General features: G+C 45.3%; 11 protein-coding genes. 10 read left to right on the top strand and 1 reads right to left on the bottom strand.

All coding sequences use genetic code 11. From position 1 onward, the window contains the following. Positions 1-53: 53 nt before the first annotated feature. The 8 genes from SPIBUDDY_RS12445 to SPIBUDDY_RS12405 all read left to right on the top strand — a co-directional run bounded on the left by SPIBUDDY_RS12445 (position 54) and on the right by SPIBUDDY_RS12405 (position 8,834). The gene (locus SPIBUDDY_RS12445) at positions 54-938 is read left to right on the top strand and encodes a carbohydrate ABC transporter permease (RefSeq protein WP_041380780.1); all 885 of its coding nucleotides are present in this window, start codon (positions 54-56) and stop codon (positions 936-938) included. Positions 939-940: 2 nt separating this feature from the next. Then, on the top strand, positions 941-1,798 hold the full coding sequence (locus SPIBUDDY_RS12440; protein ID WP_013608119.1) for a carbohydrate ABC transporter permease: 858 nt from the start codon (positions 941-943) through the stop codon (positions 1,796-1,798). A gap of 17 nt (positions 1,799-1,815) precedes the next feature. Next, on the top strand, positions 1,816-2,790 hold the full coding sequence (locus tag SPIBUDDY_RS12435; RefSeq protein ID WP_013608118.1) for a LacI family DNA-binding transcriptional regulator: 975 nt from the start codon (positions 1,816-1,818) through the stop codon (positions 2,788-2,790). 11 nt (positions 2,791-2,801) lie between these two features. Beyond that, positions 2,802-4,253 (top strand): sucrose phosphorylase, encoded by a 1,452-nt coding sequence (gtfA, locus tag SPIBUDDY_RS12430; protein WP_013608117.1) that lies wholly within the window; start codon positions 2,802-2,804, stop codon positions 4,251-4,253. Between the two features lie 1,374 nt (positions 4,254-5,627). After that, positions 5,628-6,203, top strand: coding sequence for a hypothetical protein (locus SPIBUDDY_RS12420; RefSeq protein WP_013608114.1), 576 nt, complete (start codon positions 5,628-5,630; stop codon positions 6,201-6,203). Positions 6,204-6,294: 91 nt separating this feature from the next. Continuing rightward, complete coding sequence (locus tag SPIBUDDY_RS12415) at positions 6,295-6,555, top strand: hypothetical protein (protein ID WP_013608113.1); 261 nt, start codon at positions 6,295-6,297, stop codon at positions 6,553-6,555. A 33-nt stretch (positions 6,556-6,588) separates the two neighbouring features. Next, on the top strand, positions 6,589-8,151 hold the full coding sequence (locus tag SPIBUDDY_RS12410) for an IS3 family transposase (protein WP_013608112.1): 1,563 nt from the start codon (positions 6,589-6,591) through the stop codon (positions 8,149-8,151). A gap of 128 nt (positions 8,152-8,279) precedes the next feature. Then, positions 8,280-8,834 carry a hypothetical protein gene (locus SPIBUDDY_RS12405; RefSeq protein WP_013608111.1) on the top strand — a complete coding sequence of 185 codons (555 nt, stop codon included), beginning with the start codon at positions 8,280-8,282 and terminating at the stop codon, positions 8,832-8,834. Between the two features lie 177 nt (positions 8,835-9,011). Here the strand turns inward: SPIBUDDY_RS12405 and SPIBUDDY_RS12400 are convergent, their stop codons facing one another. After that, positions 9,012-9,638: a TetR/AcrR family transcriptional regulator gene (locus SPIBUDDY_RS12400; protein ID WP_013608110.1), complete on the bottom strand. Its 627-nt coding sequence runs from the start codon at positions 9,636-9,638 to the stop codon at positions 9,012-9,014. A gap of 833 nt (positions 9,639-10,471) precedes the next feature. On the opposite strand from SPIBUDDY_RS12400, the gene SPIBUDDY_RS12395 reads away from it, so the two are divergent. Further along, entirely contained in the window at positions 10,472-11,296 is an 825-nt protein-coding gene (locus SPIBUDDY_RS12395; RefSeq protein ID WP_013608109.1) for a hypothetical protein, read from the top strand. A gap of 10 nt (positions 11,297-11,306) precedes the next feature. After that, positions 11,307-15,641: an InlB B-repeat-containing protein gene (locus tag SPIBUDDY_RS12390; protein ID WP_013608108.1), complete on the top strand. Its 4,335-nt coding sequence runs from the start codon at positions 11,307-11,309 to the stop codon at positions 15,639-15,641. Positions 15,642-15,950: the final 309 nt, after the last annotated feature.

The following is a 15,950-nucleotide window of genomic DNA, read 5'->3' as shown; positions in this document are numbered from 1 at the left end:
GCGTAATCGGCAGGTTGGATGAAACCAACCTGCCGACTAGAAGGAAGAAAGGTATGCCTGTTCAGAAATCTCACTATCGGAATGTCGCTTTATTCCTTTCGTTCGTCGGACCTTCAATCCTTTTCTTTGTGTTGGTGTTTATCGTTCCGATGATATTCGGTGTATACCTTACGTTTACTGATTGGAATGGATATTCGAGCAGCAAAGTGTTGGTTGGGTTGAAAAACTATATCGATGTTTTCTCTGATGGTTCATTCTGGAAATCGATGGCGAACACCGTTAGGTATTCGTTTGTTTCAGTTGTGATGGTCAACTTGTTGGCCTTCGCCCTTGCCTACATGCTAACGAGCGGGATTAAAGGGGAGCGCTTCCTGCGAGCTGTTTTTTTTATTCCGAATCTCATCGGAGGCCTGATTCTAGGCTATATTTGGAGGTTTATCTTCAGCCGGGTTGTTGTGAACCTGTATTCAGTCATTCCATTGGCACTTTTCAAGCAATCGTGGCTCTCTTCTCCCGATACTGCAATGGCTGCAATGATTATTGTTACTACATGGCAATACTCAGGATATATCCTGTTGATTTATATAGCCGGTTTTATTGGCATTCCACAGGATATGATTGAGGCTGCACGAATCGACGGTGCGAAGGAATTGTGTATTACGAGAAAAATTCGGATACCGCTCATGGTTCCCTCGATAGTGGTAAGTTTATTCCTGACCTTGACAAGAACATTCAAAGTATATGATTTGAATTTGTCGCTTACCGGTGGCGGCCCCTACGATGCAACGAAATTGGCAGCGATGCACATATATGCAAAGGCCTTTGAGGAACAAAAATATGGGGTCGGGCAGGCTGAAGCACTCATACTGTTTGTCGTGATGGCGACTATTGCCCTTACCCAGACATACATCGGAAAGAAACGGGAACAGGAGATGTAGAGATGGCCTCTGAGAAAAGAAATTCCACAAAACAGAGCTTCGGGATCAAGACCCTTTTTGGATTTGTTCTGTGTTTCATCTACCTGCTTCCGTTTGCCCTGGTGTTGGTCAACTCCTTGAAGCGCAAAGTGAGTATTGTCAAGTTTCCCTTGCAACTTATCGATGACAATGGCTTGCAGTTCATAAACTATTCGAATGCCATCGAAAAGATGGATTTCTTCAGGTCGTTTGCAAACAGCATCGTCATTACGGTGTTCAGCGTTATGATTCTGGTTGTTTTCTCGTCGATGGCGGCATATTTTCTTGTTCGACACAGTACCTGGAAAGTGTGCAAGCTGACTTTCTCTTTGATGCTTGCCTCAATGGCGGTTCCTTTTCAGGTAGTGATGATTCCCTTGATTACCATCTATGGCGGCACACTGCATGTATTAAATTCCCGAGCTACTTTGATTTTGATGAACTTTGGGTTTGGCGTTGCGATGTGCATCTTCATGTGCCATGGATTCATAAAATCAAGCGTTCCAATCGCAGTTGAGGAAGCTGCGACGATAGATGGCTGCAGCGCACATGGTATTTTTTTCCGTATCGTGTTTCCTTTGCTGAAACCGATTTTGTCGACGTTGGTGATTCTCGAGTCCATGGGATTCTGGAATGATTTCCTGCTTCCTTCCTTGGTGCTTGGACAACGACGTTTGTATACGCTACCCTTGGCAATCCGGACATTTTATGGCACTTTTTCCAATGATTATGGGAATATTATGGCTGGACTAGTACTTTCCATGCTTCCTATTATTATTCTCTATATTCTGTTGCAACGTAATATAATTAGCGGTGTTGTCTCTGGTGCTGTAAAATTTTAATCACGAGGAATGAAAAAGTGTCGACAATCAACGATGTAGCAAAAGAAGCCAATGTATCAACAGCAACGGTATCCAGAGTAATCAATGGTAGTTCCCGAATCAACGCCGATACTGAAAAAAAAGTATTGGACGCAATGTCCAAATTGCGCTATAGCCCGAATACAATCGCCAGGTCATTGGCGAAAGGTCATAACGATTGTATTGGTTTCCTCCTTCCTGATCTGAGCATGCCCTTCTGGGCGAAATTGGCTCATGAAGTCGAGAAGTGTGCAAAAAGTCATGGTTGGAATGTTATGATTTCCTCTGCTCCCAAAAACTTGGATGATTATTATGCAGCATACAATCGTCTTTCAGGAAGTATGGTTTCTGGGATTATTACCACATTCATCGGGGGGACTGCCGACTTCATTGGTAGGTCGAAGACTCCGACTGTGACAATAGGCAGCATCAATGAAGGTTCTCACTCCGTATCGTCCAACGATGAGCAGGGTGGTATTTTTGCAACCCGTCACCTCATCTCCCGCGGTTGTAAGAAAATCATTCATATCAGTGGTGAAATGCTTCCCCAGCGGTCATCGAACGCACGGACATATGCCTTTGTCAAGGAATGTGAACAGTCTGGTATCCAATGCAAGCTGTATGAGACTTCTTTGGTGGATCAGGTTGAGAACGACTATGCAGGAATTGTTGGAAATGTTTTTTATGAGAACGCCGACTTCGATGGCATTTTTGCCAGCAACGATATTCTTGCAAGTATGTGTTTGTCGACTGCGCTCTCTCTGGGCTATCGTGTACCGCAAGATATAAAAATTGTGGGGTATGATGACATACCCATCAGCGCAATGATATATCCTCCGCTCACAACGATACATCAGAACTATCAAAAGTTGGCGACTCTTGCAGTTGAGACTGTCTTGAATCTGATTAATGGAGTCGATGTTCCAATGAAACAGCAAGTTCCTGTTGAATTGATTGTTCGTGGAACAACATAGGAATAATTTGAATGTCACAAAAAATCACAAATCGAATCATGTTGATTACGTATCCTGATTGTTTTGGCCAGGGCCTGAAGGACTTGAGAATGGTTCTGGATACCGATTTCAAAGGGTTGTTCGGAGGACTTCATATCCTTCCGTTTTTCCCTTCTACCGCTGATCGAGGATTCTCTCCGACCACCTATACAGAAGTGGATCCACGGTTCGGCGATTGGGACGATATCATGGCACTGGGCGAGCAGTATTACCTGATGTACGACTATATGATTAATCATCTGTCATCGGAAAGTGATGCATTCAAGGATTTTGTTGAGAAGAAAGACGCCTCGCTGTATCGCGATTTCTTTATCCGATATAAAGACTTTTGGTCGAATGGGGAGCCGACAAAACAAGATCTGGAAAGGATGTACCGCCGGAAACAGATTCCCTGGATTACTGTTCAGTTCAACGATGGGTCACAAGAGAAGTTGTGGACGACGTTCAGCGACTACCAGGTAGACATCAATCAAAATTCACGAGTTGCCAAGCAATTTCATGCGGACACTATTTCATTTCTTGCTTCCCATGGCGGTACCTTGATTCGCCTCGATGCGGTTGCCTATGCGGCAAAGAGGGAGGGTACTAGTTGCTTTTTTGCAGAGCCGGAAATTTGGGAATTGCTACAGCAGTGTGCTGATGTATTGAAAGGTTCAAATTCCGTTGTGCTTCCTGAAATCCATGAGAATTATTTCTTGCAACAGAAAGTCGAGGAGAATGGCTACTATGTATACGATTTCCAACTCCCGATGCTTGTTCTGAATGCGCTCTATTTCGGTAAAAGCCGATATCTGAAGAACTGGTTGAGGATTTGCCCGAGAAAGCAATTCACGACATTGGATACCCACGATGGGATCGGGGTGGTGGATGCTCGATATCTCATGCCGGATGAGGAGTTGCTTGCCACCCGCAGGCGGTGTTTCGAGATGAATCCCGATGTATATGCAATGTATGCACATTCAGGAATAAAGATTGATTTAGATGCGTTCGATACGTATCAGATCAACTGTACCTATTATTCTGCCTGCGGTGCGGATGACTGGCAGTATTATATTGCCCGCGCTATTCAATTTTTCGCCCCTGGTATTCCTCAAGTGTATTATGTCGGGCTTCTTGCTGGGGAGAATGATTTTGAGCTCTACAACCAGACACAACAGAATCGTGATGTGAACCGGTCGTATTATTCTTTGCTGGATGTGAAAGAGAACATGAAGCGACCGATTGTGCAGAAACTGATGCGCCTGATGGCCTTTCGGAACACGCATCCTGCCTTCAACGGTGATTTTGAAGTGCTCCCATCTGGTGTATCTGAACTAGATCTCTGTTGGAGAAATGGTTCAGAGTATGCAATATTGTATGTTGATTTCTCGACGTTCGAATGTTCAATTGTCTATACAGAACAGGGTGTTGAGAAAGAGCTGTGACTGTAATGTAGACTCATTTTAATGGTAGAAATCAACTATCACTCAGGAAGTGGTAAATCCTATGGTACAGATCCTAGGCACTAAGTATAAATATGAGCATTCTCTCACACCAATACGCAGCTTCCTTGGTTTAAAGCTCATTGGTTACTAGTCTGGATTTGTGTATTCCTAAAACCTTTTTGCAGTGGGTACTGTGCCATACGACATTACTTTACATAACGGTCGATCCCTATCGACTTCCTTCAAGTTTCATCCCTTTTCAACGCTACCACAACGAAAGTTCGTTATGGATATTAGGTGTAAGGAAAGAGGTGAGGGCAATATTCTGAGTGGTAGAGAAGGAAATAACTTAGCATCATGAAATATTTTATAAACATTGAATCATAATAGGAAAATATTTTCAAAATTCTTGGGATTGTTAGGCAGGGGTATTGACAAAGTAAGAAGATGGTAATAAATAGAACAGTGTTCTATTATAAAACGACGTTCTTATAAAGAGATGTAAGACTATTGCCGGCAGTGATAAGGGAAATATTATGCGTCTCGATAAAAAAGGTTTCCACTATTGGATTGCGTGATGAAGCGGGGGTATTTGAGGAAGTTTTAAGAAGCAAATCTATTAATAAGATTGGGGACAATCCCCCAATCAAGACACAATATTGTTACAACAAGCAGCATGTATCAAACTATTGAAACCTTTGGGATCAAACTGTTCTCTTAAGCAGGTAGTGGATACCCCTACCTTGATTATGAATTTGATACCGCAACGTTTTCATACATCGTGGGAAACCAGAGTAATGAAAAAGATCAAATTAGCTTCTTGGATGGCTCGCGCTACCAGAATTCATAAAATCATGCATGTAAATCGCCTGGGTGGCAAATGCGTCTTCAATGAAAAGGAGAAATCAAATTGTATATGTCAAGATTTGATCATTCACGTCATCGTGAACGATTAATGGATGGATATCGCTTAACTTCCTTCAGTGAAATTGAAGGAGTTGATGAAGATTATCTCAAGTATGAGATTATGAAATCTCACGAAAAGCCGTCTCTATTGCACTGTCTCGGTGCCCGAATTAAAGACTATCTCATGCAATTTTGGGTCGTAACATTTGGAATCACCACTATCGCCAAATCGAGTAACGAGGAACACACCATGTAAACGGTAGCATTATTTTATAGAAGAACTTGATTAGCTTCGGATTCATATGAATCATCAGGAATCGTTGTAATGCTGGCAGAGTTCCAGTATCCAAGGATTGAACCATGCAAAACGTGGAAAATGATTGAAAAGCATGAAAAAATATCGATCATTTTTCAACAAAGTAAAAAGATGAATAGTCATCTCAATTTTAATTACCTGTAGGAAATGATATGAGGACCGCATTAAAAAATCTTATTTGTCTTAGTCTCATTCTTCTGTCCCTCTCAAGTATTGGAGCTGTAGTAACGTGGGAGCCGTATCTTGGAATCAACAAAGGAAGAGCAAAAATCGAGGAGGAAAAACTTTCATTGTATGAGCTCTCCTTTGGGACATCTCTCGGCTCAAGGGGAGCAATTGAACTGTTCCTCATAGCCCAACCGCTTTCTGAGAATTTTCTCAATTCTTTGGATGTGAATAACGCAGAAACTGTAGGCACCTCTGTCTTTATGACGGGAATAAAAACTAGTCTCACATTATTCAAAGATGCCTTCTTTAATCCGATGATACAAACTGGTGTCGGACAGATGATGATTACCAGTTTTGAATCACCAGAGACTCAACCAAATTTCTTCTGGTATTTTTATAGTAGCATTGCAACAGGTTTTGAAGTTGATTTCGGTGATTCATTCAAGATTAACCTCCTATCGGGGTATCGCTTTGCTCCCCATAAGCACGTGATGAATATAGAAAGAAATGCGCTATCGTCAAAATTCAGCTCAATAGGCTTTAGGGTGCAATTGGATTAGTTTCTATGGCCAGTTATCTTGTATGGAGCTGGTCTATTCTTTTTGAATCCATAAAGTATAAGAAAATACTAAGCAAAAGGAGAGGATCATCATGAAAACGGGTGTAAAGATACAGATTATTTCAATAGTGGTTTTTTGTGTGTTGCTTGATATCTTTCTGCATATGTTGACAAGCGCATATAGCACAATGCCTGATAATCCCGACTTTAGCTTCGTAGTAGCTAGCATCGGAATAGAAGCCACAGCTTCTCTATGGGCTTTATTAGCATTTTCAGTTGCAGCTTTTGTCTATTGGCGTATCAGGGATGCGATACCTGGGAAAGGTGTGAGGAAAGGTTTGCGTTGGGGGTGAAGACATTTTCTTGGACTCTTTAAGGAGAAGGGAATGTATTCATACGAAGAGAGGAAGAAAGCCGTTGAACTTTACATAAAGTTTGACAAAAGTGCTTCTGCTGTCGTAAGGGAACTTGGGTATCCAACCACCAGGATGCTTACGCTATGGTATCGGGAATACCTTGAGAATGGAGACCTGCGCAAGAAGTCTCGAATGCAATCAGGATACACAGCAGAGCAAAAAGCGGTTGCTGTCAAATACTACCAGGAGCACGGGAGAGGATTCGCCCGTACGGTCAAGGCTCTCGGATATCCTTGCCGCCAACTTCTTGGGAAATGGGTCAGCCAAGACTCTTCTTGCGATTTTCAACCTTTGAAAAGGGAACAGCCTGTTGTAAAATGCACAGACAAGCAAAAGATGGCCGCTGTAGTGTCTGTAGCTTCCGGTGAAAAGACTTCAAAACAGATCCAATCAGAGATTGGAGTATCCCGGAGAACGGTCTGGCATTGGAAACGGCAATTGCTTGGGGAGGTAAGCAACCCCGAGATGAGAAGGAAATCCCAAAAAGAATCCGAGAAGGCTTCATCAGAACAGGAGATTCAGCTGAGGGCTGAATGCAACGACTTGAAAGAAGAACGGGACAGGCTGCAGAAGCAGGTACAGAAGCTCCAGATGGAGAAGGATATTCTTGAAAAGGCGGCTGAAATAATAAAAAAAGATGAGGGCATCGGTATCGATACACTCTCCAACAGGGAGAAAGCCATGATTATCGATGCCCTTACAGGCAGGTACACCATAAGGCAGCTGCTGCCCTCCCTGCATATGGCGAAAAGCAGTTACTTCTACCAAATCCAAGCCATGAAGAAAGATAAGCATGAGCTTGTCAGGAAAGACCTGAGGAATGTGTTCTCTGAGAACCGGCAGTGTTACGGTTATCGCCGACTGCATGCAGTCATGACATCCAATGGAAGCACCATTTCAGAGAAGGTGGTTCTTCGCCTTATGCACGAGGAAAACCTTGTCGTTCCTTCCGTGAAGAGAAAGAAGTACAGCTCATACAAGGGTGAGCTCAGCCCTGAGGTCGAGAACATCATCAAGCGTGACTTCCATGCCGAGAATCCGAATGAGAAATGGCTGAGCGACATCACGGAATTCAGCATTCCCGCCGGCAAAGTATATCTTTCTCCGGTGATTGATTGTTTTGACGGCTACGTCACCTCCTGGACCCGTGGTACGAGCCCCAATGCGGAGCTGGTGAACTCGATGCTGGATGGGGCTGTAGGAACACTGGAAGACGGTGAGCACCCATTGGTCCATACCGATCGGGGGAGTCATTACCGTTGGCCCGGCTGGATTGAGAGAATGGATAATGCCGGGTTGGTTCGTTCAATGTCGAAGAAAGGCTGCTCACCCGACAATTCGGCATGCGAAGGTTTTTTCGGCCGATTGAAGAATGAGATGTTCTATTCCCGCTCATGGTTTGGTGTATCAATCGAAGAGTTTTGTGCACTGCTTGATGATTACATCTATTGGTATAATGAGAAACGAATCAAAATGTCCTTGGGAGGGCGGAGCCCTCTTGAGTACCGCAGGAGTCTTGGTCTAGTATCATAGAAAAGTCCAACTTTTTGTCCGCACCCCCATACCTAAACGACTGGTTACCGTGTAACCTCAAAAAGTTGTTGTCATGCTACCTCAAAAACATCATACCGCCAGCAATTGCGCTACTTTGGTTCTTGGCAATGCTTGAGGGAGTATCCTTGTTTGGCAATCCTATCATCAAAGAGAGCATTATTGGTCTTAGTGATGCGATACCTGTATTTCTCTTGGGTATCTTATTAAGCTTGGTGAACCCCAAAAAAGATTCGAAAAATTATGCAATACCATGCTTTACTCATCCTAAATATAAGGTTATATCACTCTTCGCTGTACTATTCTTGGCAGGAAGATACCTTGCATATTCAACAGGTTTGATTACTTCTGGACTACATGACATGTCCGTGGGAACATTCGTATGGACCCTGCTGATGGGAATTGCAATCGGGACATCCTTCATTTTACTAGGTGATTATCGAAATGAGAAATCACTGAAGCACAGGGCAGGGGAATTTTCATTTTTGATATTTGGCATGAATTGGTCGGTTTTTCTTGTTTTCATGCCTCTGTTATTCTCTGGATATACCATTGATGTCATACTCCGCATTGTACTAGATACCACGATTGTGATGATTGCTTCATGCATGATACTGGCAGACAATCAATTTTTACATAAACTTCCTACTATTAAGATTGGGTGAACCCGAATGATTCTGAAATTCCACCTCTTTGAGAAGGGAAAATACAAAAACACAACACTAGGTATGATTACATTCCTAGCGCTGCTTGGTATGCAATTTGTATTTGGGAAAGTATGATAGGTAATCGCTGGAATACTGAAGCAAGTCCGGAGAAAGTGTTAGGTGAGCTGTTTCTTTTCATTTTCCCGGGTACTTTGCCATTCTGACTACCATTTCATCGGAAAAGTAATCGATTATTTTCTTTTTCTGTGCTTCTTCCAGGTTTTTCTCAGCGATTAATTTTAGTGTCAGACCCATTGTTGCAGCCGCTATCGACTGAGCGGTTAATTCTACTTTTCCCCCCTCCAATTCTTCTTGTGGATTCATGTCGATGATACACTTCTTAATCATATGAATTGCCTTTCTTTTTTCTGAGGCTCCCTCAAAAAGGAAGGAAGTGTGTTTTATCACATTTGGGGAGCTATCTGAGTGAACAATTGCAAACTCTTCAGGGATCTTTAGTGCTTCTTCAATATAGGTACGGGTCATAATACGCAATGTATCTTCTGGATTGTCCGAGATCCTTTTTGACGAAGCAAGGGATGTAGTCAATTTCAGATAACCACTTTCCAACAGTTGTTCTAATATTTCCTCTTTGTTGGAAAAATAATGATAGATTATGGACGGTGTATACTCGATCTTTTGGGCAATCTTTCTTATCGAGATGCTTGCAAACCCATCCTGGTTGGAAATTTCTCTTGCAGCAGCAAGGATATCTTCCTTCATTTTTTGTGCATCACGTTCTCTTCTTGTTTGTATCGACATGGTTGCTCCTTATTGAACGATGTTTATATATTAAACACTGTCTTGGTCGGGTTTTCAATGTTTTATGAGCATCTAGTAACCTTTGAAGCAACTTTATAACGAATCTATTTCTGATTCATACACGATGGTGTTACGCTATATAGTTACAACGAAAGCTTTTTGTTCCATACCGCTTTCACATCCCATTACTCATTATCTCCTCAAACACAAATCACTCTAAGTATGTGCTCATAGCCATATTGCTGAAGAACATACCCAAATTTCGTTCACTCTGTAACCAAACGGCGGTTTGGACAAGTATGCAATGGTATTCTTATCGTTTTCTATAGCTAGGGCAATGATGGGGTGGAGTGAGAAGAGGAATTCTGTTGTTTGCTTACAATAGCCAAAGTATCTTCTGCATGATGACGATGATGTACGTTTTGCCCTAACGTCATCTTTCTTGTGATAATCCACTGTACAGAAACGCTGTATTAAATAAATACAAAGTGTTTTATCTCTGCAGAGAACAAACTTTCAATAACTATATACTTTTTTCTGAATAGTCGAGATATGATTCATCGCTTATGACTACTGACCGCCTAGTGCCGTACGCTGCTCGTTTTGTAGCGCATCCGTGGTTTTCCCGATGTCATTGTCTCCTATGAGCGGGTTTTGACACATCCAATTATTTTTAAGTAGAAAACTTCAACTAGTAAGTATTCACGCATCCACCGGTCGTGAAACTTGCTAGAGTACATTCCAAATTTATGCCTATGCGACCTCTTGTGTATATCCTTCAGCCCATCAGGTAAGGGACTACATGGATGTCGTTCAAAAGAAGGATTCTTGCCATGATTTTTAGAATACGGACAGCCGTTTGCACAATCTTCCTGCTTCTTCTGTCTTGTGCAGCCTTGTTTGCTGCAAGTAACCTCCTCTCTTTAAAGGTCCGATCCACCGATGATCGCATCCAGGCATTCCGGTGCCAGCAAGGTCCTGAGTCAGAAAGCCTTTGGAAGGAGCTTGAAGGTGCTGCGCCCACCATGTCTCTTGAGGCTTTTGATTATGTGCAGGACAAGCTGTTCATCCAACAATCGGAAGACAGCGTATCGTGGAGTGAAACGTATGCATACCACTACGACGCTGCAACGGATGTGTGGAGACTCGCTTCCCATAAAACATCAGAACTTCAGCGGAGCATCACTGCCTATGCAGTTGCAATGAGGACGGCCAGTCCCATCGTACATCTGTATGAAACAAGTTATGGTGCTGGAGTCGAATTCATGCAGGAAACACCTTTTCTCCAGAATGCGGTGTTCATCGCTGACTTTTCAGCCAGTGGAGCTGATTCAAACAATGTCTTCATGGATCAGTTTTTGATCCTCAATGGCCGTTTCGGGCTGGGTTACAAGATTGCGGTGACCAAAAGGCTGAGCCTTGTTCCCTCTTTTACGTACGGCGTCTTGGCTCATACGGGCAATACTGATCTCGATCATGACGGGAATGTCGAAAGACAATGGTATTTCGACCAGCAGGTACGGGGCTCGCTGGGCTTTGATTTTATGCTGAACAACGGGATGAGTATGGTCGTTAAGCCTGAGGTTGCAGCTTTCTTTGAGTCGAACAACGTCGGATTTCTGTATGGAATCACGGCCGGACTGAAGTTCGGATGGTAGAGGTGAAACTATGAAAACTTGGAAGATTCTAACGATATTCACAGTTTTGGTGCTCTCTCTATTCATCGGATGCAGCGACATGATCGATACGATGGCCCGCATTGAACTGACGGTTACCATCAATGACCACAACATTCCCTTGGATTCAGCATTCACGCTCCATGCAACCCGCGAAGGGTCTTCAGACCAGATCAGCAAGACACTCGGCTCAGTGGCGACCGATGTGACCCTTATTGAATTGCAAAGCGGAACTTGGACGCTGCGTGTACAAGCAAGGGCCGACGGCGTGCTGATAGGTGAAGGTGAAGTTTCCGTTACCACCAAGCCGGGGACCGCCATACCTGCGACGATCAACATGGTCTATCAGTATGCGGTCACATTCGATGCTGCAAGCGGTACTGCTTCGCTACCGGGTAAGGATGTCGTGTATGCAGACACCTATGGTACGTTGCCGACTGCCAGCAGGATCGGGTATGCATTCGACGGATGGTATACCGGCCTCAATGGTACGGGAACTGAAGTTGATGAGACGACGACAGTGTCCACGACGACGAATCACACGCTGCATGCAAAGTGGACCCCCCTCCGTTACGACATTACCTACGCTTTGAATAGCGGGACCAACAACGCGTCCAATCCCTCCACCTATACGATTGAAACTACTGATATCATACTAGCTGCTCCCACGAGAACCGGCTATTCATTCGGTGGCTGGTTCGCCGACAGTACCTTCGCAGGGAGTGCAGTACCAAGCATCCTGCAAGGGTCCACGGGGTCCAAGACGCTGTACGCGAAGTGGAATCCGCTCAGCTACGACATCACGTATGCTTTAAACAGCGGGACCAACAACGCGTCCAATCCCTCCACCTACACGATTGAGGCCACTGATATCATACTAGCTGCTCCCACGAGGACCGGCTATACGTTCGATGGCTGGTTCGCCGACAGTACCTTCGCAGGGAGTGCAATACCAAGCATCCCGCAGGGCTCCACGGGGACCAAGACGCTGCATGCTAAATGGATGGCCAACAGCAATTTGGCAATCTTTGACAAGCAGGAAGGTACCGGTGGAACAGTTTCAGTGAGTGCAACCTATGATGCAGCGATGCCAGGGGCAATGGCTCCCACAAGGGCCGGTTTCACATTTGGTGGATACTACGATAGAGAAGGTGGTGGTGGAAACCAATACTATACCGATGCGATGGCAAGTATGCGCAGTTGGGACAAGACTGCCGAGACTACACTGTATGCGAAATGGACCTCTCTGGTGACGTATGATAGCCAGGGTGCGACGACAGCAGCCGATCCTACTGCTAAAACTGTAATCTACACTTCGGGAATCGACACGGTCGGCTTACTACCGACACCTCCCCAGAGGACGGGTTACACTTTCGGTGGATGGTGGACGGCAACAAGCGGAAACGGAACCGAGTTCACAGCTATCACACCGGTGAATGGAAACATTACCGTTTATGCGAAATGGATAGCCAACACCTATGCCGTCACCTACGATGGGAATGGTGCAACCGATGGCTCTGTACCTGGAACTGGCATAACCAAGACTCACGATATTGATCTTGTTATTCATGGGAATACGGGAAACCTGGTGAGGACCGGCTATGCCTTCAGTGGTTGGAACACCCTGTCGGGTGGTTCTGGAACTGATTATGCAGTAAATAGCACCTATGTTGTAAATGCTGCTGTCACGCTGTATGCGAAGTGGAATCCCCACAGCAATACGGCATACAAGGTGGAGCATTACCTGCAGGACCTTAGCGGAAGCACGTATACCCTGAGTGATACCGAGAACATGACAGGGATAACTGGCGAGCCGGTCACTGCCGAAGCGAAGAGCTACACGGGTTTCACCGAGAATACCAGCAATACCTCCAAAGTGGACAGCGGGACGGTGGCAGGCGATGGTACGCTTGTGCTGAGGCTGTACTATGACCGCAATACATACTCGGTAAATTTCATCGAGAACGAGGGTAGTGCAGTGACCGATCTGACGGGAGTGCGATACGGAGCAACGATTACTGCACCGACGGCCCCGACAAGGACCGGGTATACCTTTGGCGGATGGTACAAGGAGTCGAGCCTAGCCACAACTTGGACGTTTGGTAGCGATGCGGTAACCAGTGCCCTTACTCTGTATGTGAAGTGGACCTCTCTGGTGACGTATGATAGCCAGGGTGCGACGACAGCAGCCGATCCTACTGCTAAAACTGTAATCTACACTTCGGGAATCGACACGGTCGGCTTACTACCGACACCTCCCCAGAGGACGGGTTACACTTTCGGTGGATGGTGGACGGCAACAAGCGGAAACGGAACCGAGTTCACAGCTACCACACCGGTGAATGGAAACATTACCGTTTATGCGAAATGGATAGCCAACACCTATGCCGTCACCTACGATGGGAATGGAGCAACCGATGGCTCTGTACCTGGAACTGGCATAACCAAGACTCACGATATTGAGCTTTTCATTCATGGGAACACGGGAAACCTGGTGAGGACCGGCTATGCCTTCAGTGGTTGGAACACCCTGTCGGATGGATCGGGAACCGATTATGCAGCAAATAGCACCTATGCTGTAAATGCAGCAGTCACGCTGCATGCTAAATGGATGGCCAACAGCAATTTGGCAATCTTTGACAAGCAGGAGGGCACCGGTGGAACAGTTTCAGTGAGTGCAACCTATGATGCAGCGATGCCAGGGGCAATGGCTCCCACAAGGGCCGGTTTCACATTTGGTGGATACTACGATAGAGAAGGTGGTGGTGGAAACCAATACTATACCGATGCGATGGCAAGTATGCGCAGTTGGGACAAGACTGCCGAGACTACACTGTATGCGAAATGGACCTCTCTGGTGACGTATGATAGCCAGGGTGCGACGACAGCAGCCGATCCTCCTGCAAAGACTGTAATCTACACTTCGGGAATCGACACGGTCGGCTTACTACCGACACCTCCCCAGAGGACGGGTTACACTTTCGGTGGATGGTGGACGGCAACAAGCGGAAACGGAACCGAGTTCACAGCTACCACACCGGTGAATGGAAACATTACCGTTTATGCGAAATGGATAGCCAACACCTATGCCGTCACCTACGATGGGAATGGAGCAACCGATGGCTTTGTACCTGGAACTGGCATAACCAAGACTCACGATATTGATCTTGTTATTCATGGGAATACGGGAAACCTGGTGAGGACCGGCTATGCCTTCAACGATTGGAACACGCAGGCGGATGGATTGGGAACCGATTATGCAGTAAATAGCACCTATGTTGTAAATGCTGCTGTCACGCTGTATGCAAAATGGACTCCCAATACCAATACGGCATTCAAGGTGGAGCATTACCTGCAGGACCTTAGCGGAAGCACGTATACCCTGAGTGATACCGAGAACATGACAGGGATAACTGGCGAGCCGGTCACTGCCGAAGCGAAGAGCTACACGGGTTTCACCGAGAATACCAGCAATACCTCCAAAGTGGACAGCGGGACGGTGGCAGGCGATGGTACGCTTGTGCTGAGGCTGTACTATGACCGCAATACATACTCGGTAAATTTCATCGAGAACGAGGGTAGTGCAGTGTCCGATCTGACGGGAGTGCGATACGGAGCAACGATTACTGCACCGACGGCCCCGACAAGGACCGGGTATACCTTTGGTGGATGGTACAAGGAGTCGAGCCTGACCAATGCATGGTCGTTTGGCAGCGATGCGGTCGTAGCGGATACCACGCTCTATGCGAAGTGGATCACGAATTACGTAGTTGGAGGCTTAGGCCCATCCGGCGGATACATTTTCTATGCTAAGGAAAGCTACAGTGAAGGTTGGCGATATCTTGAGGTAGCTCCTTCGGACATCGTATTGGGCGGATCCGATTATGGACATGTTTTCGGATATTACCGGACAACCCCAATAGAGGACAATCAAGGGACGGGTGCTACGGGCACGGCGATAGGAACGGGTAAGGCGAACACTGCTAGCCTTGTGGGTAGCATGGGAGCAGCAGCCTATACTGAAAGTTCGGGAACCACGACAACATCAGACTATGCGGCTAAGCTTACCGATGACTATACTATCACTAATGGCGGAGTGACATACAGCGATTGGTTCTTGCCATCGAAGGACGAGTTGAATCAGATGTACTTAAACCTAAAGGTTAGTAATCTTGTGAATTTTTCATCCGATACCTACAATGAATACTGGACTTCCTCAGAATACGACTCTGGTTATGCAATGTACCAATCCTTCGACAATGGGTATCAGGGTTATATATATCGTGGGTCTATGGGGCATAGGGTCAGGCCTGTACGGGCTTTCTGATGAGCCTTTCAATCATGTATCTGGTTAACTAGTTCGAAGGAAGCAGGGGGCGAAATGCCCCCTGCTGATATAAAAGGTACATAGCTCAGAATAAAATCCAATCAGCTCGTTATTACTGCAACTATGCAGTATTGGGAGACCAGCCACGTTATGTGTTCATTGTTCCTGACCCTAAAGTCTTGTGCTCTTAGTGTGCCGGCCTCAATTCAATACACGGTATGTATTACGTAGCCATTAACATATAGGTATGTAAGTCTCTATAGCCAAATAGCATATTAGTTCTATCTCGATAGAGAAAAAACTTTCGAA

This window comes from Sphaerochaeta globosa str. Buddy (assembly GCF_000190435.1).
Lineage (GTDB): Bacteria > Spirochaetota > Spirochaetia > Sphaerochaetales > Sphaerochaetaceae > Sphaerochaeta > Sphaerochaeta globosa.
Note: the sequence above shows the minus strand (reverse complement) of the source record. Positions and strands in the feature narration are given on the sequence as shown.